The organism is Ruegeria haliotis (genome assembly GCF_013377785.1).
Lineage (GTDB): Bacteria > Pseudomonadota > Alphaproteobacteria > Rhodobacterales > Rhodobacteraceae > Ruegeria > Ruegeria haliotis.
On the sequence record NZ_JABXWT010000005.1, the window covers coordinates 62,206 to 81,505 of the forward strand.

The 19,300-nt window shown below is 58.3% G+C and carries 18 protein-coding genes; 8 read left to right on the top strand and 10 right to left on the bottom strand.

All coding sequences use genetic code 11. The features are described from left to right. Positions 1 to 31: 31 nt before the first annotated feature. Positions 32 to 592 carry a L,D-transpeptidase gene (locus HW561_RS11820; RefSeq protein ID WP_176864978.1) on the top strand — a complete coding sequence of 187 codons (561 nt, stop codon included), beginning with the start codon at positions 32 to 34 and terminating at the stop codon, positions 590 to 592. 8 nt (positions 593 to 600) lie between these two features. Here HW561_RS11820 and HW561_RS11825 read toward each other — a convergent pair whose 3' ends face one another. Next, positions 601 to 1,215: an SOS response-associated peptidase gene (locus HW561_RS11825; RefSeq protein WP_176864980.1), complete on the bottom strand. Its 615-nt coding sequence runs from the start codon at positions 1,213 to 1,215 to the stop codon at positions 601 to 603. Between the two features lie 3 nt (positions 1,216 to 1,218). Next, entirely contained in the window at positions 1,219 to 1,845 is a 627-nt protein-coding gene (locus tag HW561_RS11830; RefSeq protein ID WP_176865202.1) for an arylesterase, read from the bottom strand. Positions 1,846 to 1,910: 65 nt separating this feature from the next. Between HW561_RS11830 and HW561_RS11835 the strand changes: the two genes are divergently transcribed. Both HW561_RS11835 and HW561_RS11840 read left to right on the top strand, forming a co-directional pair. Next, on the top strand, positions 1,911 to 2,606 hold the full coding sequence (locus HW561_RS11835) for an ABC transporter ATP-binding protein (RefSeq protein WP_176864982.1): 696 nt from the start codon (positions 1,911 to 1,913) through the stop codon (positions 2,604 to 2,606). Continuing rightward, the gene (locus tag HW561_RS11840) at positions 2,603 to 5,131 is read left to right on the top strand and encodes an ABC transporter permease (RefSeq protein ID WP_176864984.1); all 2,529 of its coding nucleotides are present in this window, start codon (positions 2,603 to 2,605) and stop codon (positions 5,129 to 5,131) included. The genes HW561_RS11835 and HW561_RS11840 overlap by 4 nt, the downstream gene beginning before the upstream one ends. A gap of 2 nt (positions 5,132 to 5,133) precedes the next feature. On the opposite strand, the gene HW561_RS11845 is transcribed toward HW561_RS11840, so the two are convergent. After that, positions 5,134 to 5,580 (bottom strand): RrF2 family transcriptional regulator, encoded by a 447-nt coding sequence (locus HW561_RS11845; RefSeq protein WP_176864986.1) that lies wholly within the window; start codon positions 5,578 to 5,580, stop codon positions 5,134 to 5,136. 94 nt (positions 5,581 to 5,674) lie between these two features. On the opposite strand from HW561_RS11845, the gene HW561_RS11850 reads away from it, so the two are divergent. After that, positions 5,675 to 6,244 (top strand): gamma-glutamylcyclotransferase family protein, encoded by a 570-nt coding sequence (locus tag HW561_RS11850; protein WP_176864988.1) that lies wholly within the window; start codon positions 5,675 to 5,677, stop codon positions 6,242 to 6,244. A gap of 84 nt (positions 6,245 to 6,328) precedes the next feature. Here HW561_RS11850 and gltX read toward each other — a convergent pair whose 3' ends face one another. Both gltX and HW561_RS11860 read right to left on the bottom strand, forming a co-directional pair. Further along, on the bottom strand, positions 6,329 to 7,654 hold the full coding sequence (gene gltX, locus HW561_RS11855; protein WP_176864990.1) for a glutamate--tRNA ligase: 1,326 nt from the start codon (positions 7,652 to 7,654) through the stop codon (positions 6,329 to 6,331). A gap of 86 nt (positions 7,655 to 7,740) precedes the next feature. Next, positions 7,741 to 8,175, bottom strand: coding sequence for a DUF1801 domain-containing protein (locus HW561_RS11860; protein ID WP_176864992.1), 435 nt, complete (start codon positions 8,173 to 8,175; stop codon positions 7,741 to 7,743). A 116-nt stretch (positions 8,176 to 8,291) separates the two neighbouring features. On the opposite strand from HW561_RS11860, the gene HW561_RS11865 reads away from it, so the two are divergent. Beyond that, positions 8,292 to 9,224, top strand: a complete 933-nt coding sequence (locus HW561_RS11865; protein ID WP_176864994.1) for an MBL fold metallo-hydrolase — start codon at positions 8,292 to 8,294, stop codon at positions 9,222 to 9,224. Between the two features lie 5 nt (positions 9,225 to 9,229). On the opposite strand, the gene HW561_RS11870 is transcribed toward HW561_RS11865, so the two are convergent. The 3 genes from HW561_RS11870 to HW561_RS11880 form a co-directional block, all read right to left on the bottom strand. Further along, positions 9,230 to 10,561: an NAD(P)/FAD-dependent oxidoreductase gene (locus tag HW561_RS11870; RefSeq protein ID WP_176864996.1), complete on the bottom strand. Its 1,332-nt coding sequence runs from the start codon at positions 10,559 to 10,561 to the stop codon at positions 9,230 to 9,232. A gap of 164 nt (positions 10,562 to 10,725) precedes the next feature. Continuing rightward, a complete protein-coding gene (locus HW561_RS11875; RefSeq protein ID WP_235962880.1) occupies positions 10,726 to 10,950 on the bottom strand; it encodes a hypothetical protein in 225 nt (74 codons plus the stop codon). A 323-nt stretch (positions 10,951 to 11,273) separates the two neighbouring features. Further along, positions 11,274 to 12,932 (bottom strand): NAD+ synthase, encoded by a 1,659-nt coding sequence (locus HW561_RS11880; RefSeq protein WP_176865000.1) that lies wholly within the window; start codon positions 12,930 to 12,932, stop codon positions 11,274 to 11,276. A 155-nt stretch (positions 12,933 to 13,087) separates the two neighbouring features. Here HW561_RS11880 and HW561_RS11885 point away from each other — a divergent pair, with 155 nt between their 5' ends. Then, positions 13,088 to 14,572: an MORN repeat-containing protein gene (locus HW561_RS11885; RefSeq protein ID WP_176865204.1), complete on the top strand. Its 1,485-nt coding sequence runs from the start codon at positions 13,088 to 13,090 to the stop codon at positions 14,570 to 14,572. Between the two features lie 4 nt (positions 14,573 to 14,576). Here HW561_RS11885 and HW561_RS11890 read toward each other — a convergent pair whose 3' ends face one another. Beyond that, entirely contained in the window at positions 14,577 to 15,242 is a 666-nt protein-coding gene (locus HW561_RS11890) for an SDR family NAD(P)-dependent oxidoreductase (RefSeq protein ID WP_176865002.1), read from the bottom strand. 287 nt (positions 15,243 to 15,529) lie between these two features. On the opposite strand from HW561_RS11890, the gene HW561_RS11895 reads away from it, so the two are divergent. Continuing rightward, on the top strand, positions 15,530 to 17,098 hold the full coding sequence (locus HW561_RS11895; RefSeq protein ID WP_176865005.1) for a 2-isopropylmalate synthase: 1,569 nt from the start codon (positions 15,530 to 15,532) through the stop codon (positions 17,096 to 17,098). A 175-nt stretch (positions 17,099 to 17,273) separates the two neighbouring features. On the opposite strand, the gene HW561_RS11900 is transcribed toward HW561_RS11895, so the two are convergent. After that, positions 17,274 to 18,059, bottom strand: a complete 786-nt coding sequence (locus HW561_RS11900; RefSeq protein ID WP_176865007.1) for a 23S rRNA (adenine(2030)-N(6))-methyltransferase RlmJ — start codon at positions 18,057 to 18,059, stop codon at positions 17,274 to 17,276. 156 nt (positions 18,060 to 18,215) lie between these two features. Between HW561_RS11900 and HW561_RS11905 the strand changes: the two genes are divergently transcribed. After that, positions 18,216 to 19,262 (top strand): rod shape-determining protein, encoded by a 1,047-nt coding sequence (locus HW561_RS11905; protein WP_039523195.1) that lies wholly within the window; start codon positions 18,216 to 18,218, stop codon positions 19,260 to 19,262. Positions 19,263 to 19,300 lie beyond the last annotated feature (38 nt).

Below are 19,300 nucleotides of genomic sequence, written 5' to 3' on the forward strand. Positions count from 1 at the left end.
TGTTTTCATTGAAAGATAGCTGAGCCCCACCATGTTCACACGCCGCACATTTCTCTCTGCAACTGCCGCCGCAAGCCTCGTTCCAAGCACAGGATTTGCCAAGAAAAAGCCAATTGAATATGATCCGACCCCACAGTTTGTTCGGATCAAAAAACAATTCATGCCCGGTCAACTGCTGGTCGTTCCCCGTTCATTCTACCTCTATTATGTGACCGAGCCGCGCAAAGCGATCCGCTATGGCTGCGGTGTTGGTAAAGCCGGGTTGGAGTTCACTGGCACCGCCACAATTGACGTGAAAAAGGAATGGCCCACTTGGCGTCCAACCGAAGAGATGATCCAACGCGACCCGGTTGCCTATGGCAAGTTCAAGGACAACGACTATGTCCAGCCCGGTGGCAACGACAATCCTCTTGGCGCACGAGCGTTGTATTTGTTCCAGAATGGGGTTGATACCTATTTCCGCATTCATGGCACCACGCAACCACAGACCATCGGCCGCGCGGCGTCAAACGGATGTATACGAATGCTGAACGAACACGTGGTCGACCTGTATAACAGAGTGCCAATCGGCACCGTCGTCACGGTTGTTTGACCGCGCCTTCAGGGCGCTGACCAATCCACATCTGTCGCCTCTTCGATGTGCAACAGCCCAGTCGGCCAAGGTTGCGCCAGAGCTTTAGCCTGCGCTTCGGACCCGGTGAGCCATGTCTCTACCCCGGCATGATCCAGCAACACCCCCATTCGATGATGGATCGGCCTGAGGTCGGCATTCGGCTCGCATGTCACGACCGCGAACTGATCGACGCGCAATCCCCCCGGTGCTTGCCAGCTGTCCGTAATCGCAGCAAAGAACAAGGGCGCTCGGTCGGCCGCCGCAATGCGCCACGCAGTTTTTCGGCGCTTCTCCCCTGTCCACTCATACCATCCGTCCACCGGAACGACTGCCCGCCTCACACCCTCAAATGCCGTTTTGTCAAAGACGGTCTCGGACCGGGCGTTGATGATGGTTTCCATCACGGGGCGTCCACGCGCATTGACCCGCCCCACCGGGATCATACCCCAGCGCATTGGGATCAGGTCATTCCCGCTCAGAACAATCATTTCCTGACCTGGCTGTATGTTGTTGCGCGGAGACTGCACGGCAACGTCGCCCGACACGCCCAGAGTTTTAGCTACCTCGGCTATTGGTCGTGTCAGAAAAAACCGCCCCGGCATAGCTCACTCCTGCTTTGTTGTCCGATCAACAAGGTCCAGAACTGACGGACCAAGAGCTTCAACAATCCGGGCGACACCTGCTGCATTAGGGTGGATCCCGTCCGGCTGCATATACTGCGCTACAGTATTCGGATCGCCCTCAGCCTCCAAACCGTCAAAAAAGCTGCTGGCATAGAGCACGTTATACTTCTGCGCCAAGGCGGGATACATGCCGTCGAAAGACTGTTTGTACGCAACCCCATAATTTCCGGGGGCCTGCATTCCAACCAAAAGCACGGACACATCGCTGGCTTCGGCAACACTCAGGATCTTCTCAAGATTGGCCCGCGACACAGCGGGATCGATTCCGCGCAACAGATCATTGCCACCCAGTGCCACGATCATGCCGTCCACATCCGGGGTCAGCGTCCACTCGACCCGCGCTGCGCCGCCTGCTGTAGTATCGCCCGATACGCCCGCGTTGATCAACGTGACATCCGCCCCCTGCGCGTGCAGCCATCGTTGCAATTGCGGGACGAACCCGTCTTTCTGAACCAGCCCGTAACCTTGGGTCAGCGAGTCGCCCAAGGCGGCAATCACCACCGGCTCGGCTGTGGCAGCAAAACCGCAACACACAAACAGCCCCGACATCAAAGCCTTGCGCAAACCAGTAAGCACTCCATATCCCAAATGATCGCTCCCCTTCGGAAAGACCCATGACAAACCTTGTTCTCGAACTCCAAAATGCCGCTTTGTCGCTGGATGGCAATGCCGGTCGAGTGGATATCTTGCATGACATCACCCTGTCTGTGGCCCGGGGCGAGACATTGGGGCTGGTCGGGCCCTCAGGATCCGGAAAGTCCTCACTACTGATGCTGATGGGTGGGTTAGAGCAGGTGACAGAGGGCCGTGCGATTGCCTTGGGTCAGGACCTGACCGGAATGGACGAAGACACGCTGGCGCGATTTCGGCGCGACGCAATGGGCGTCGTTTTTCAGAACTTCCATCTGATCCCTACGATGACGGCGCTGGAAAACGTGGCCACTCCGCTGGAACTGGCCGGGCACAAGGATGCATTCGAACGCGCCGAGGCCGAGTTGCAGGCCGTGGGCTTGTCGCACAGGCGCGATCACTATCCGGCGCAACTTTCAGGCGGCGAGCAACAGCGCGTTGCCCTGGCGCGCGCTTCCGCGCCGCGCCCCCAAATCCTGTTGGCGGACGAGCCCACCGGCAACCTCGACGAAACGAACGGAGCAGCGATTGTCGATCTCTTGTTTGGGCTGCGGGACAAGCATGGGGCGACATTGATTCTGGTAACACACAGCCATTCGCTGGCCCAGCGCTGCGACCGCGTTGTCCGCTTGCGAGATGGACGTATCGCCGAGGATGTCCGGCAAGAGGCCGCGGAATGAGCCTGCGGTTGGCCGGACGGCTGGCGCGTCGGGAGTTGCGTGGAGGTTTGAATGGGTTCCGCGTTTTTCTTGCGTGTCTGGCTCTGGGCGTCGCAGCCATCGCGGCAGTGGGATCAGTACGGCACGCGATCCAGACCGGATTGGCGCAAGAAGGGGCCGCCCTGCTGGGAGGCGATGCGCAACTGGAGTTCACCTATCGATTTGCCAGCGACGAAGAACGGGCGTGGATGGACGGAACCGCGCATAAATCCTCGGAAGTCGTCGATTTCCGATCCATGGCGGTTGTGCCACGTGCATCCGGACCGGACCGCGCACTGACACAAGTGAAGTCGGTTGACGAGGCCTATCCGCTGCTTGGAACCATTACCTTAGCGCCTGATATGCCACTGCCCGCTGCCCTAGATGGCACCAGCGAACTGCCTGGCGCAGTCATGGACCCGGTCCTGATCGATCGGTTGGATCTATCAATTGGCGATCATTTTGCCCTCGGCGCTCAGGAATTCGTGCTTATGGCTGCATTGATGACCGAGCCGGATGGCGCAGCCGATGGCTTTGGTCTTGGGCCTCGCACATTGGTTCGAACGGAAGACCTGCAATCCTCAGGTCTGTTGGCGCCCGGAACCCTGTTTTCGACCAAGTACCGACTGGATCTGCCAGCGGGTGCCGGTCTGGAGGAGGTGTCCGCAGAAGCATTCCAGGTCTTTGATGGCACCGGTATGCGTTGGACCGACGCCCGCAATGGGGCACCGGGGATTGCTGAATTTGTAACCCGGCTCAGCGCATTTCTTGTACTCGTGGGTCTGGCCGGGCTGGCGGTTGGCGGTATTGGTGTCTCTGCCGCCGTCCGCGCCTATCTGTCACAAAAGACAGAGACGATCGCCACATTGCGCACGTTGGGCGCAGACCGGAAGACGATATTCCAGACCTACATGATCCAGATCGGCCTTTTGTCTGGCCTTGGCATCGCGATTGGGGTGGTCTTGGGCGGGTTGACGCCGCTGCTGTTGGCACCGCTGATCGAAAGCCGCCTGCCTGTTCCTGCGGTGTTCGCGCTCTATCCACAACCCCTGGCCGAATCCGCGCTTTATGGGGTGTTGACGGCCTTCCTGTTTACGCTTTGGCCACTGGCCAGAACCGAAAACGTACGCGCTGCCACCTTGTTTCGCGACGCTCTGACCTCGGCTCGCGGCATCCCGCGCCTTGTCTACGTTTTGGCCACGGGCGTCGGTCTGGCTGTTCTGATCGCATCCGCCTCGTGGTTCAGTGGTTCGACCTGGCTGACCTTGTGGACCAGTGGCGGGCTGGCCGGGGCGTTGTTGTTGCTGTCCTTGTCAGCCGTAGTGGTCCGCTGGCTTGCCCGCTCCGGGGTGCCGCTGGCGCGCGGCAAGCCTTCTTTGCGTTGGGCCCTGTCGGCCATTTCCGACCCCCGTGAAGGCGCCGGGTCGGTTGTGCTTTCGCTCGGGCTAGGCCTGTCTGTTCTTGCGGCGGTCGGACAGATCGACGGCACCTTGCGCAATGCAATCTCAGGGAACTTGCCCGATGTGGCGCCATCCTACTTTTTTGTCGACATCCAGAAAGACCAGATGCCCGGCTTTACCAAACGGCTGGAAACCGACCCGGACGTCAGCCGCGTTGAGAGCGCACCGATGCTGCGGGGCATCATAACGCAGATCAACGGGCGTTCGGCGCGTGAAGTCGCCGGAGGTCATTGGGTGTTGGAAGGTGATCGTGGAGTGACCTACTCTATCTCGCCCCCGGAAAACGCGCGCATCACGGCAGGTGAATGGTGGCCCGAAGATTATGCAGGGACACCCCAAGTTAGTTTTGCCGCCGAAGAGGCCGAAGAGATGGGCTTGAAACTTGGTGACACCCTGACGGTCAACATTTTGGGCCGCGACATCACTGCCACACTGACATCCTTCCGCGAAGTGGATTTTTCAACCGCAGGTATGGGGTTCATCATGTCGATGAACCCATCGGCTTTGACGGGCGCACCGCACAGCTTTATCGCGACCGTTTATGCTGAAGAGCAGGCCGAAGCAGCCATTCTGCGAGACCTCGCTGGCCAATACCCAAACATCACCGCCATCCGTGTACGGGATGCAATCGATCGGGTCTCGGGCCTACTGGCCGGGTTGGCAGCGGCGACGTCTTACGGGGCCGGCGTCTCATTGCTGACCGGGTTTCTGGTTCTGATCGGGGCCGCAGCCGCCGGTGAACCGGCGCGGCGATACGAGGCCGCCATTCTCAAGACGCTTGGCGCCAGCAGGCGCCGGATATTAATCAGCTTTGCCCTGCGCGCTGCTTTGCTGGGCGCAGCGGCTGGCTGTGTCGCCCTTCTCACCGGGATTCTGGGTGGCTGGGCCGTGGCGACATACATTTTTGACACCAGTTTCACGATCATCTGGTCGTCGGCGTTGGGGATCGTCATTGCCGGGGTTGCGGTCACGCTTGGCGCCGGCCTGGCTTTTGCCTTGCGTCCATTGTCCGTCCGGCCAGCCCGCATCTTACGGGCCAGCGACTGATATCACCGCACGCAGGCGACCGGTTGCAGAATTTGCAGCAACGGATCATTGTCACAAATCAATGCGTCCAGAGTGATCTCGTCCAGCGAGGCATAAAACACCTCGGCCGCGTCCTGCAGGGCCAGTTTCAATCGGCACGCATCTGTCAGCGGGCACGTATTGTCCGCATCCGCAAAACACTCGGCAATCGGCAAAGACCCTTCGACATGGCGAAAGACCGCGCCGATGCGGATCTGATCGGCGGGGCGGGCCAAAGACATGCCCCCGTTGCGACCGCGTTGCGTACTGAGGTAGTTCAACTGGCTCAATTGATTGATCACTTGCGCCAGATGGTTTTCCGAGATGTTGCACACTTCGGCGATCTCGGACTTCGTTACCAGCCGATCCAGATGCGCAGCACAATACATCAGCAGGCGCACAGCTATGTTCGTTCGTTTGGTTATCCGCATGAGGGCCTCCCAAAATTTAAGATGCAGCCTTATTGCATGTCTGGCAAAAAAACGGTTTGACATACATCAATCGCCGAAAAGGACCCCGCACCACATGGCAGACCCCTATTTCTTTGGCTATGGCAGCTTGGTGAATCTGGCGACACATGACTTTCCCGACCCGCGACCGGCGTGTTTGAAAGGCTGGCGGCGGGCTTGGCGGCATACGGATTTGCGCCCCGTGGCGTTCCTAACCGCGATCCCGGACCCCGAATCCGAGATCGAAGGCATGATCGCGCATGTTCCGAAAAACGATTGGGCCGCATTGGACGAACGCGAATGGGCCTATGATCGTATTCCGGCAACGCATTCGATCACACATCCCTTGACGCATGATGTCGATATCGCGGTCTATGCTGTATCTCAGGGTCGGCACAACGACCCGAGCAACCGCCACCCGTTGCTGCTCAGCTATATCGACGTGGTCGTGCAGGGGTATCTGCGGGCCTTTGGCCCCGAAGGCGTAGACCGCTTCTTTGCCACAACCGACGGCTGGGACGCGCCCATCCTGAACGACCGCGCCGAACCACGCTATCCACGCCATCAACGACTTAAAACCGCCGAGACGGAGCTTGTGGATGTTCACCTGCAACGCGTTTCCGCCAGCATTGTGCAGACGGTCTAAAGAAAAACGGGCCAAGCTTGCGCCTGCCCCGCGTTTCAATTGAATATTCTTCTAAAGAAAGCACGCGCCATCAGGCGCATCCGTTCAGCCCTGTGCGCGGATCACCTGTAGCAGTGGCAGCAGCGTCGCCATCTCGGGTCCGCGCTCCATGCCAGTCAGCGCCTTGCGCAGCGGCATGAACAGGCCCTTGCCTTTGCGGCCCGTCGCCTCTTTGACCGCTTTGGTCCAGATGCCCCAGGTTTCGCCGTCAAACGGACCTTCGGGCAACAACGCCAGCGCCTCGGTGATAAAGTCCCGATCTTCATCCGCCACCAATGGCTCTGCACCGTCGCGGCATAGCTCCCACCAGCCTTTGAGATCGGCCAGAGTAGTTATGTTCTCACGCGCCATGGCCCAAAACGGCTCGGCCAGATCAGCCGGAACGCCTGCGTTGGCAACGGCATCCGCAACATCGGCCAGTGGCAGCGATTGCAGATGCTTAGCAGTCAGGGGAAACAGGTCTTGTACGTCGAACTTGGTGGGCGCTGCGCCAAATCGGTTTACATCAAAACCCTCGATCAACTCGGCCATGTCGGACAGTAGCTCTACCGGATCAGATGATCCCAAACGCGCCATCAGGCTCAGCAGGGCCATCGGCTGCACGCCTTGTTCGCGCAGATCGCGCAGGGCCAACGTGCCCAGACGTTTCGACAGCGCCTCGCCCTGAGGGCCGGTCAGCAGGGAATGATGCGCAAAACGCGGGCACTGACCACCCAACGCATTGATGATCTGAATCTGTGTCGCGGTGTTGGTCACGTGGTCCGAGCCACGCACCACATTCGTTACACCCATTTCGGTGTCATCTACCACAGACGCAATCGTATAGAGAACTTGCCCGTCGCCACGGATCAGCACCGGATCGGAAACCGAGGCTGCATCAATCGAGATATCGCCAAGAATACCATCGGTCCACTCGATCCGTTCATGATCCAGCTTGAACCGCCACACGCCACTGCCACGCTTGGCCCGCAAGGCCTCTTTTTCCGCATCCGACAGGGACAGCGCGGCGCGATCATAAACCGGCGGCTTTCCCATATTCAGTTGCTTCTTGCGTTTCAGGTCCAGCTCAGTCGGCGTCTCGAACGCCTCATAGAAGCGCCCCAACTCACGCAGCTTGTCGGCGGCTTCGGCATAACGGTCCAGACGTTCGGATTGGCGTTCAACCCGATCCCAATGCAGGCCCAGCCACTCCAGATCCTGCTTGATGGCATCGACATATTCTTCCTTCGACCGCTCGGGGTCGGTATCATCGATACGCAGGATGAACGTGCCGCCAGCCTTGCGGGCGATCAGATAGTTCATCAGGGCGGTACGCAAGTTGCCGACATGGATGTAACCGGTGGGCGACGGGGCGAAACGGGTGGTGGTCATGGAAGTCTCCTGTTGGCGCGGCTCTTGTCACATGAGCGCGTTTTTGTCCAGCAACTGCTTGGGAACACATTTCCAGATGATGGATCTCAGGTCGGCTCGACGGGCCACAGACGTCCCAAATCCTCCAGCCCGGCCAGGATCAGGTCTGAAAGAACATCGAGGTCAATGTCCGGCAGCTTGTTCACGTACAGGCAGGACTTTCCCAGCTTGTGCTTTCCCAAACGGGACAAGATATCCCCAAAATCAGCATAACCCGGCATGATATAGATGGAATGCGCGGCCTTGCGCGGGGAAAATCCGGTTGCCAGAAACTCCCCCTCGCGTCCAGATTTATAGCGGTAGTGATACCGTCCGTACCCGATCATTGATGACCCCCACATAACAGGTGCAAAACCGGTAACTTTGCGAAATACTGCATCTAATGCCCGCGCTTCTTCCGCCTTGCGCGGCGACTGTACGGTCGCGAGAAAGCTTTCGACGCTTTGCCGTGTGGGAACGGTTTTGTTTTCTGATCGCGGCATGAACAAAAATTAACACGTATTGTTCATCCACGCAGCCCATGTCTTGCGGGTATAAGCTGGCAAGAGGCACTTACCGGCCTAATTGAAGTCCTGATATTCTGACAGGGAGAACGATAATGACCATCAAATTGACGCGCAGAGCCGCCCTCGGAGCCGCCGCAGCTTTGCCATTCGCATCAGCGGCAGCCCCGGTTCTGGCGGCTGGCACTGAAACCAAAGCCAATTCGACCATCGCCAAATCCTTCAAGCTGGGCGATTTTACCGTCACAACATTGCTGGATGGCAGTTTGCCGCGCGACGGTGCCCAAGAGATATTCGGTGGTGGCGCGTCGGATGACGATTTTGCCAAGGTGTCGGCTGACAACTTCATCTCTCCGGACATTGCGCAGTTCTTTTTCACCCCAACGCTGGTCAATACCGGGGCGGAGCTGGTTCTGTTCGACACTGGTCTTGGGCAGGGTGGCATTCAGGCGGCGCTGGCGGATGCCGGTGTGACACCGGATCAGATCGACGTTGTTGTCATCACCCACATGCACCCCGACCATATCGGCGGCATGACAACCAACGACGCCCCCACATTTCCGAACGCACGTTACGTGACAGCGGCTACCGAGTATGATTTCTGGGCCGCGCAAGATGCGGGCAATCGGGTCGGCGATCTGGTTGCGGCCAAGGTAACACCACTGGCGGAAAAGATGACCTTCGTTGAAGATGGAGGCGAGGTGGCATCAGGCCTGACAGCGATGGCAGCTTTTGGGCATACGCCGGGCCACATGGCCTATCATCTGGAAAGCAACGGCCAGCGCCTGATCCTGACGGCGGATCTGGCCAATCACTATGTCTGGTCCTTTGCCCATCCCGAATGGGAGGTGCGGTTCGACATGGACAAGGCTGCGGCCACAGCATCTCGCCGCAATGTGCTGGGAATGCTGGCCGCCGACAAGGTTCCGATGATTGGTTATCACATGCCCTTCCCCGCCGCTGGATATGTCGAAGCCCGCGGTGACGGGTTCCGTTTTGTCCCGGTCAGCTATCAGATGATGGGTTAAGGTACTCAGTACCCAGGGTCCGGCCGTACCTTTGAGCCATCCGTGAAACGGGACAGGCGAAAGGCGGCCGGATCGACGCATGGCGCTGCCTGCGTAACCAGATCGGCCATCAGCCTGCCCGCACCGGGGCCGATGCCAAAGCCATGGCCAGAAAACCCGGTCGCGATGAACATCCCCGGCAGATCATCAACGCCCGAAATGACCGGAATAGCGTCCGGTGTTACATCAATCAGCCCCGCCCAACTTTGTACGATTTCCGCTTGCTCTAACACTGGGAAACCTCTGCATGCCTTGGCCCAGGCTTGCCGCAACACCCTTTGCGAGGGTTCAGGGTCCGGAATTCGACAATGCTCGAACGGGGTGACATCTGTGGGTAGCCACGTTCGGTCCTGCCGCGCTTCGGTCATCCAACGCCTGGACAGGCGGAACCTCAGCGATTTCCATTCCTGCGCGAAAGCGGGCGCGAACCGCAATGCCAGTCGAAAGCTGTCAGGCACAATATCTACTGTGTTTTCATGACCCGACGCGATGGTATAGCCGCCATCCGCCCGCTTTCGGATAGCAAAATCATCAGACCAAAGCGCAGCCTCAGGACCAAGATCCACAGGCGAAATACGCATGACGGTGTTCAACACTTTCAGCTGCGGCAGCGTAATCCCGGCGTTACCGGCGAACAGGCGTGACCATGCGCCCCCGGCCAGCACAATCTGATCACACGCGACGCGTCCCCGTTCAGTAAACACCCCAACAACACGACCTGCCTGCACATCCAAACTTCGGACAGCGCAACTGGTCATGACGACCGCACCCTTGTCACGCGCCGCCTCCGCGATAGCGGGGGCCGCCCATTGCGGTTCGGCGCGACCGTCCTGCGGCATATGCAGGGCGGCGTCGAGCCCGGTTCGATTACCCGGCAGCAGGTCGGCCAGGTCACTGCCCGATACCATCCGCGCCCCGGTCTGCAGCCCGTCAACATGGCGCATCCATCGTTCCAGATTGCCAGCAGCGCGCTTGCCAGAGGCGCCAAACAGAATGCCCGAGCGCGCATATCCCGTCTTGCGGCCAATCCGATCATCCAGACCCTGCCAGATGCGCAAAGCCTCTTGCATCAGGGGGATTTCCCTCGGGTCGCGCATGCCCAGCCGTACCCAGCCCCAGTTACGCGAGCTTTGTTCCCCGGCAATCTGCCCCTTTTCGCACAACAAGACTGAATTGCCCCGCTCGACCAGTTCCAACGCGGTCGAGACGCCAATGATGCCGCCACCGATGACGACAACATCAACTTTTTTGGGTAACGAAAGGTCTGATTCAACAGGGGTCGGTTTTGGACCGGGCATCAAAGGCTCTTATTCAATCGCGCGAACCGCTATTGATGCTCAGGAAACAAGCGCAGGCAACTTGTTTGTGGGCTCAGGTCCAACGATTGCCGGAACCTGTGGCGAAGGTGTCAGACGACCAGCCCAACCGATAAGCCAGCCAAAGTATCAGGTGAACAGTTAAGTTAAGCAGCGCCAGACAATTCGGCCCATTTCTGACGCAGGACAGCCGACAATCCGGCGTCCTTCGGCCCAATCCGGGCAGTCACTTCCTCTTGTGGTGACAAGTCAGGGAATTCAGGCCGACTGGGCGTTTCGGCTTTCTGTTCCACCGGCTTATCCTCGCCGAGGATATCCGCGATGGCCGCATCCAGCCTGCTCTCATCAAATTCCCGCGCCGGGGACTCCATCGTCTTCCATTTTAAAGGAGAGTGAAGGGATTTATCGTATTCCTCATACATTTTAACACCGAACCATTAACTCAGATATCAAATTCCGGATGCGCCGCATTCAGACAAACATGCACTTGTCGAAACCCTGCACCTCAGCAGAAATGCGTCACGTTCGCCCCACTTTGGGCAATTTCCAAGCATAAATGTGGCAGAAAGATGTCACGAAAACAAGCCGCAGGTCACTGCTTGGGGCGTGTGCATACGCTTTTCCATGCACAAGAGGAAACAGTGCGTCATTTTACCGAACACTGTTTTCAAATTTGACTAAATTGTTTTGGCGATCAATCGCGGTCTCGCCAGCGATTCACGATTGGATAACGCCGATCCAACCAGAACGCCTTACTGGTCAGGCGTGTTCCGGGGGCCGATTGGAACCGCTTGTACTCGCTGATGTAGATAAGGTGTTCGATCCGTCGGGCGTCGTTTGCGTCAAAGCCCGCAGCAACACAGTCCGCGATTGATCCATCCCGATCGACAAGGATTTCCAGAATCCCGTCCAGAATCGGATAATCCGGTAGGCTGTCGCTGTCTTTCTGGTCTTCGCGCAGCTCGGCACTGGGAGGTTTGTCGATGACGGATGGTCGGATAACCTCGCCTTCGGGGCCCATCATCCAGTCGCGATGGTGGGCATTGCGCCAGCGGCAGGTCTCAAACACACGGGTCTTGTACAGATCCTTGATCGGGTTGTAGCCGCCGTTCATGTCGCCATAGATCGTGGCATAACCCACCGCGACCTCGGATTTGTTGCCCGTCGTCAGCAACATCTCGCCGAACTTGTTCGAGATTGCCATCAGCAACAAACCGCGCAGGCGGGACTGGACGTTTTCTTCGGTCAGATCTTCGTCGCGCCCCTCGAACAAGGGCGCCAGAGTATCGGTCACCGCAGCGCGGCTGTCCGAAATCGGCACAAAGTCATAGTGGACGCCCAGCGCCTTTGCGACAGCCTCAGCATCGTCCAACGAAGCCTGGCTGGTATATTCCGACGGCAACATCACACAGCGCACATTTTCGGCCCCGATGGCGTCCACCGCGATCGCAGCCACCAGCGCTGAATCGACACCGCCCGACAGACCCATCAACACCTTTTTAAACCCGGTCTTGCCCATGTAATCGCGCAGCGATTGCACCATTGCGCGGTAGTCCTGCTCCCACGCGTCCGGCTGGGGCACAACCTCGCCCGGTACGATGCGCCAACCTTCGTCTCCACGCTCCAGGTCCACGTGGGTTACGTCTTCGTCGAAGACGGGCATGCGAAACGCAAGCTCACCACCCGGATTCAGGCCAAATGTGGCGCCATCAAAGACCTGATCGTCCTGACCGCCAACCATATTGAGGTAGATCAGTGGCAATCCGGTCTCGACCACACGCGCAACCATATGATTCAAACGCACGTCGTACTTGTCGCGAAAATAGGGCGATCCATTCGGGATCAACAGAAACTCGGCCCCGGTCTCTTCGAGTGTTTCGGCAACGTCCGGGTGCCAGCTGTCTTCGCAAATCGGACTGCCAATTCGGGAATTTCCAACCGAGTACGGCCCGCCCAATGGCCCCGAATCGTACAGACGCACTTCGTCAAAAACAGTTTCGTTCGGCAGATGATGTTTCAACACCTTGCTGGCAATCCGCCCACCTTTGAGAACAAGATAGGCGTTGTACAGGCTTTCGCCTTCGGCCCATGGCCCACCAAGGGCCAGGGCCGGGCCTTCCGCGCATTGCTTGGCCAGCGCTTCAACCGCCGCCATGGCCGCGCGGTGAAACACCGGCTTCATGACCAGATCCTGCGTGTTGTATCCAGTAATGAACATTTCCGGCAGTGCCACCAGATCAGCCCCCGCCGCGCGCGCCCGTTCCCAAGCGGCATACGCCTTGGCCGCATTGCCATCAATATCCCCGACAATGGGGTTCAGTTGCGCCAGAGTAATGCGGAAACGGTCGCCCATGCTGCCCTCTTGCCCTCGTAAGTTCTATTGCCATTTAGCAGATCGCACCGCGAGTGGAAGACCAATGCGGCAAAAGCCGTTGCTCTGCCCCCGGCGGTATCTTAGTTTTGCGCCAGAGGAAGCAACCAATGATGACCGGGCAGGCAGGAACAACCATGAATGTGATCCGTAACCTTTTTGCCGTTGGGGTCCTGACCCTGACGGCGTCTGTTGCCGCCGCACAAGACGGGACGGTAATTGTCAAAGATGATGAGGTCGGCGGCGTGTATGAAGGCACGTTCCAAAACGGCCTGCGTCATGGGACCGGCACTTATCGCCTACCGAACGGGTTTGAATACACCGGTCAGTGGATCGAAGGCGAAATTCAGGGCCAGGGCATCACGCGTTATGCCGACGGGTCCGTCTACGAAGGCCTGTTTGAGAAGGGCCAGCCCGAGGGGCGCGGCAAGATTACCTTCGCCGATGGTGGCACCTATGAAGGCGACTGGGTTGATGGCGCGATCAACGGCGCGGGCATCGCCCAATACGCCAATGGGATGCGATACGAAGGCGGTTTCAAGAACGCGCGCCACAACGGTCAAGGCGTCCTAACAGGCCCGGATGGCGACAGCTATGACGGCAACTGGGTCGATGGTGACAAACAGGGTAAAGCCAAAATCACATATGCCGGTGGTGGTGTATATGAGGGTGACGTTCAGGCCGGGCAACGCGATGGACAAGGCACCCTGACAATGCCCGATGGCATGATCTACTCTGGGGAATGGACTCAGGGCCGTATCACAGGCAAGGGCCGCCTGACCCAAGCCAACGGCGATGTCTACGAAGGCGATCTGGTCGAAGGTCGTCGTCAGGGTAAAGGCAAGGCAACTTATTCCAATGGCGATGTGTTCGAGGGAGACTACGAAGACGATCGCCGCCACGGGCAAGGCGTCTTCACAGGGACGGATGGATTTCGGTACTCAGGTGAATGGACCAGTGGTCAGATCGAAGGTCTGGGAGAAGTCGTCTATCCGGATGGTTCGACATATATCGGTGACTTCAGAGCCGACCTTCCCGACGGGAAAGGGATAAGCACATACCCGAACGGCACGGTATACGAAGGGGATTGGATTGCAGGCATCTTCGAAGGAACGGGCACAGCCACTTATCCCAATGGCGTAACCTACAAAGGTCAATTCAAGAACGCACTAAGCCACGGCAAAGGTGTTTTGACCCGTGCGGACGGCTCAACCTATGATGGCGATTGGGTAGATGGCGCCCGGCAGGGCAAAGGCAAAACGACATACACTGACGGGACGGTCTACACCGGAGATTTCATGGGCGGGCAACGTCACGGTAAAGGTGAAATCGTGGCACCAAGCGGATTCAAATACTTGGGCGATTGGATCGAAGGCAAGATCACCGGAAACGGGATAGCCACCTATTCGAACGGCGATGTGTACGAAGGCAGCTTTGTCGACAACAAGCGACAGGGCAACGGGACAATGCGCTACGCGAATGGTCAGGAGGAAACAGGCGTTTGGGAAAACGGTGTCCTGCCAGCCAGCGCGTCCAACGAATCCGATGCGCCTGACACTGAAGATCAATCCGAACCCGCATCGGACAACAGCGAGGACGCAACTGCGCCGTCAGACGGTTAGATCACTACCAGGGAATTGGCTTTCCGGCCCAGTCGAAGAATCCGCCTGTATCTGCGGGCGTCAGCGCCTCGGCGACGGTCAGCAAGTTTTGGGCTGCGTCTTCCGGTTCGATCGCCGGATGCCGGCCAAGGTATTTTTGCGTGAACGCGGTTTTGACGGTTCCGGGGTGCAAAGCGACACAGATCGCTTCTCTGTGGGTTCGTGCCAGTTCGATGGCTGCGGTGTGAACAATCTGATTCACCGCCGCTTTGGCCGCCCGGTAGCTGACCCAGCCGCCCATTCGATTGTCTCCGATGGACCCAACCCGGGCCGACAGAACTGCGAAAACCGAACGTCCGTTTCTGGGCAGCAATCGCTGCGCGTGGCTCAGCACCAGCGCCGGGCCAACAGCGTTCAAAGCAAACTGATCCATCATCGCCTCGGCTGACACGGCCCGCAGCGACTTTTCCGGCGCAGCACCGTTGATCTCCAACGCGCCCGAAGCAACCAGAATAAGATCGTAAGGGCCTGAAAGCTCGTTTAGCGTCTGCGTCACCGACTCCGGGTTTGTAAGATCAAACCCGTCATTCGAGCGTGACAGACGCGTCACCACGACACTCTGCGCCTCAAGGTGTTTGCAAATGGCCCGACCGATTCCACCCGACGCGCCAATGATGAGTGCAGTTTTCATACCTGCACACCTAGCGGCGCCAGTCTGCCAATCAATGATCCATGCAAAAGAAGCTGCCCAGACTGTGCTGTGTCGCAAATTGGTCTTTTCATTCCTGGCGGGCTCTGTATAAATTCCGCCTCATGATCAACCGCGCAGATATCCCTTTTGTCGACACCGCCCTTCGCGGTGCGTCGCTGCGTGGCCTACTGATCCTAATCCGCCTCTGAGCGTGCCATCCGGCGCGCCCGCTCAGAGGAGGACGCCCGCGCGCCAATGGCTTTAGGACAGACAAGAAAGAGATTCCCATGACCAACGTGACCGACCAAGACCGCGTCTTGATCTTTGACACCACATTGCGCGACGGCGAACAAAGCCCCGGCGCAACCATGACCCACAACGAAAAGCTGGAAATCGCCGAGCTGCTGGACGAAATGGGCGTCGATATCATCGAAGCCGGATTTCCCATCGCCTCGGAAGGTGATTTCAAAGCGGTCTCCGAGATTGCCGAACGGTCGAAAAACAGCCGCATCTGTGGCCTTGCCCGCGCCAATTTCACCGATATCGACCGTTGCTGGGAGGCGGTGAAACACGCCGGGAAAAGCCGCATTCACACATTTATCGGCACCTCGCCACTGCATCGCTCTATTCCGAACCTGACGCAGGACGAGATGGCCGACAAAATCCACGAGACGGTCAGCCACGCGCGCAACCTGTGCGAAAACGTGCAATGGTCGCCAATGGATGCCACCCGGACCGAGTGGGACTATCTGTGCCGTGTCATCGAGATTGCGATCAAGGCCGGTGCCACCACGATCAACATCCCCGATACCGTGGGCTACACTGCGCCTGTCGAATCCGCCGACCTGATCAAACGCTTGATCGAAACGGTTCCAGGCGCCGATGAGGTGGTCTTTGCCACGCACTGCCACAACGACCTTGGTATGGCGACGGCGAACTCTCTGGCCGCCGTTGCGGGCGGTGCGCGTCAGATCGAGTGTACGATCAACGGTTTGGGGGAACGCGCTGGCAACACCGCGCTGGAAGAAGTGGTGATGGCGCTGCGCACCCGCAACGACATCATGCCATGGAACACAGGCATCGACACCACCAAGATCATGCACATCTCGCGCCGCGTGGCGACCGTTTCGGGTTTCAACGTGCAGTTCAACAAAGCGATTGTCGGCAAGAACGCCTTTGCCCATGAAAGCGGCATCCATCAGGATGGCATGCTGAAGAACCGCGAGAACTTTGAGATCATGCGCCCCGAGGATATCGGATTATCCGGGACCTCTCTGCCTTTGGGCAAACATTCCGGTCGTGCCGCATTGCGCGACAAGCTCGAGACGCTGGGATTCGAGGTCGGCGATAACCAACTCAAGGATATCTTCGTTCGGTTCAAGGATCTGGCGGATCGCAAGAAAGAGGTTTTCGACGACGACCTCATCGCGTTGATGACCCTGGATGAGGCCGACGATTACCTGCAACTAGTGTCGATGAAAGTCACCTGCGGCACAGGCGGTCAGGCAGAATCAACCGTCGAGCTTGAGATGGACGGCAAGGATGTCATCGCAACAGAACAGGGCGACGGTCCGGTGGATGCGTCCTTCAGGGCCATTCGTGCGATCCACCCAACCAAGGCGCACCTGCAGCTGTATCAGGTACACGCTGTCACCGAAGGCACGGACGCTCAGGCGACTGTATCGGTTCGTCTGGAAGAAGACGGCATGATCGCCACTGGTCAATCCGCCAACACCGATACCGTTGTGGCGTCGGCCAAGGCCTATATCCATGCCTTGAACCGTCTGATCATGCGGCGCGAGAAAACCGGCCCCGGCGCGGACGCCCGCGAGATCAGTTACAAAGATCTGACCTGATCACAGGGCGAGGGACTTACGCTCCCGCACCCGCAGCAGCCCGGCTTCGCCGAACACCCTTACGGCTTTGGGCCCGGCACCGCGCTTTGGCGCGGTGCCGGGCCCAATTCGATTGGCGGCATCTCTGATGCGGACAATCGGGGCGGGAGTATCCCGTTGGCGTCTGAATAAAACGTCAGAGACTTTCGAACAGCGCCGACAACCTCACTGCTTCGTTTTCTATCCCGAACGGAGCGTTGACCATGAACATGCCCGACCCAATCATGCCATGCCCCTTGCGCGCTGCAGGAAACGTCACTTCGTGGTGCAATGTTTTCGGTAAGGCAAGGTTGACCAGTGCTGTCAGCATTGGCTTGTGGCGACCATCGGCCAGGATCGGATACCACAAAGCGATCACGCCAACGTTCCATTTGCGGTGCAGCTTGCCAATAATACCGGGCAGACGATCATACTCTGACTTCACCTCATAGCTTGGATCAATCAACAGCATCCCCCGCCGTGGCGTTGGCGGAAGCAGGGATTGAGCCAATTCGTACCCATCTTGTCGATACACTCGGGCATTGCCGCCTGACACAGCCTGCGACAAAGCCGTATGTTCCTGCGGGTGTAGTTCAGCGAAATGCAGGCTGTCCTGTAGCCGCAACAAACCGGCTGCGATCACAGGCGAGCCTGGATAACATGCGTCCCCAAACTGGGCATGAGTTTCCGATAGCGCGCGCGCAAGCGGATGGGACGGATCAAACCAATCTTCGCGCCGGGCTCTTTCTATACCGGCGGTGGCTTCGCCGGTCTTCCGCGCCTCGTCCGAATCCAACCGATACAGCCCGCGCCCGGCATGCGTTTCGATATAGCTCAGCGGTTTATCTTTTTGTGTCAAATAAGACAGCGTCCACGCCAGTAATGCGTGCTTTTGGACGTCGGCCAGATTACCTGCGTGGTAAATATGTTGATATGAGAGCATTTTGCCTTCTAAAGTCCTTACCAATGAGGCGAAAAGGTGCTGATTGTCATGGAATCAGCCCTTTTACCGGGCGAGTTGGCACCCTATAAGTCATCCGTCCCGGAACCGTCGAGTCGCGGGCAGTAGAAAAAACTGACATACAGGATCAGGGGAAACATGGGGATCTTTGGCAATCTGGGCGGCCTGTTCACAGCGGACATGGCAATTGACCTTGGTACGGCAAACACGCTGGTTTATGTCAAAGGACGTGGAGTGATCCTGTCTGAACCATCCGTGGTAGCCTATCATGTCAAGGACGGTGTAAAAAAAGTGCTGGCCGTTGGCGAGGATGCAAAGCTGATGCTGGGCCGAACGCCTGGTTCAATCGAAGCTATCCGCCCGATGCGTGAGGGCGTCATTGCCGACTTCGACACCGCCGAGGAAATGATCAAGCACTTCATCCGCAAAGTACATAAGCGGTCGACCTTCTCGAAACCCAAGATCATCGTCTGCGTCCCGCATGGCGCAACGCCTGTCGAAAAACGCGCTATTCGCCAATCGGTTCTGTCTGCGGGTGCCCGTCGCGCGGGCCTGATCGCCGAACCCATTGCTGCGGCTATTGGCGCAGGCATGCCAATCACCGATCCGACCGGGAACATGGTCGTCGACATCGGCGGCGGCACCACCGAGGTTGCTGTTCTGTCGCTAGGCGACATCGTTTACGCCCGCTCGGTTCGCGTGGGTGGAGACCGGATGGACGAGGCCATCATCTCTTACCTGCGTCGCCAGCAGAACCTGTTGGTCGGCGAATCCACAGCCGAGCGGATCAAAACGACTATCGGCACGGCCCGCATGCCCGATGACGGGCGCGGTCAGTCGATGCATATCCGGGGCCGTGACCTTTTGAACGGCGTTCCGAAAGAAATTGAGATCAGTCAGGCTCAGGTGGCCGAGGCTCTGTCCGAGCCGGTCCAGCAGATCTGCGAAGCGGTGATGACCGCGCTGGAAACCACACCGCCGGATCTGGCGGCGGATATCGTGGATCGCGGTGTGATGCTGACTGGCGGTGGTGCGCTGTTGGGTGATCTGGATCTGGCATTGCGTGAGCAGACCGGTCTGGCCGTCTCAATTGCCGATGAAAGCCTGAATTGTGTGGCTTTGGGCACCGGGAAAGCCCTAGAATACGAAAAACAGCTGCGCCACGCGATTGACTACGAAAGCTAAGGCGCGCACCCTCTGAATACAGGGTAATATCGGCGCGA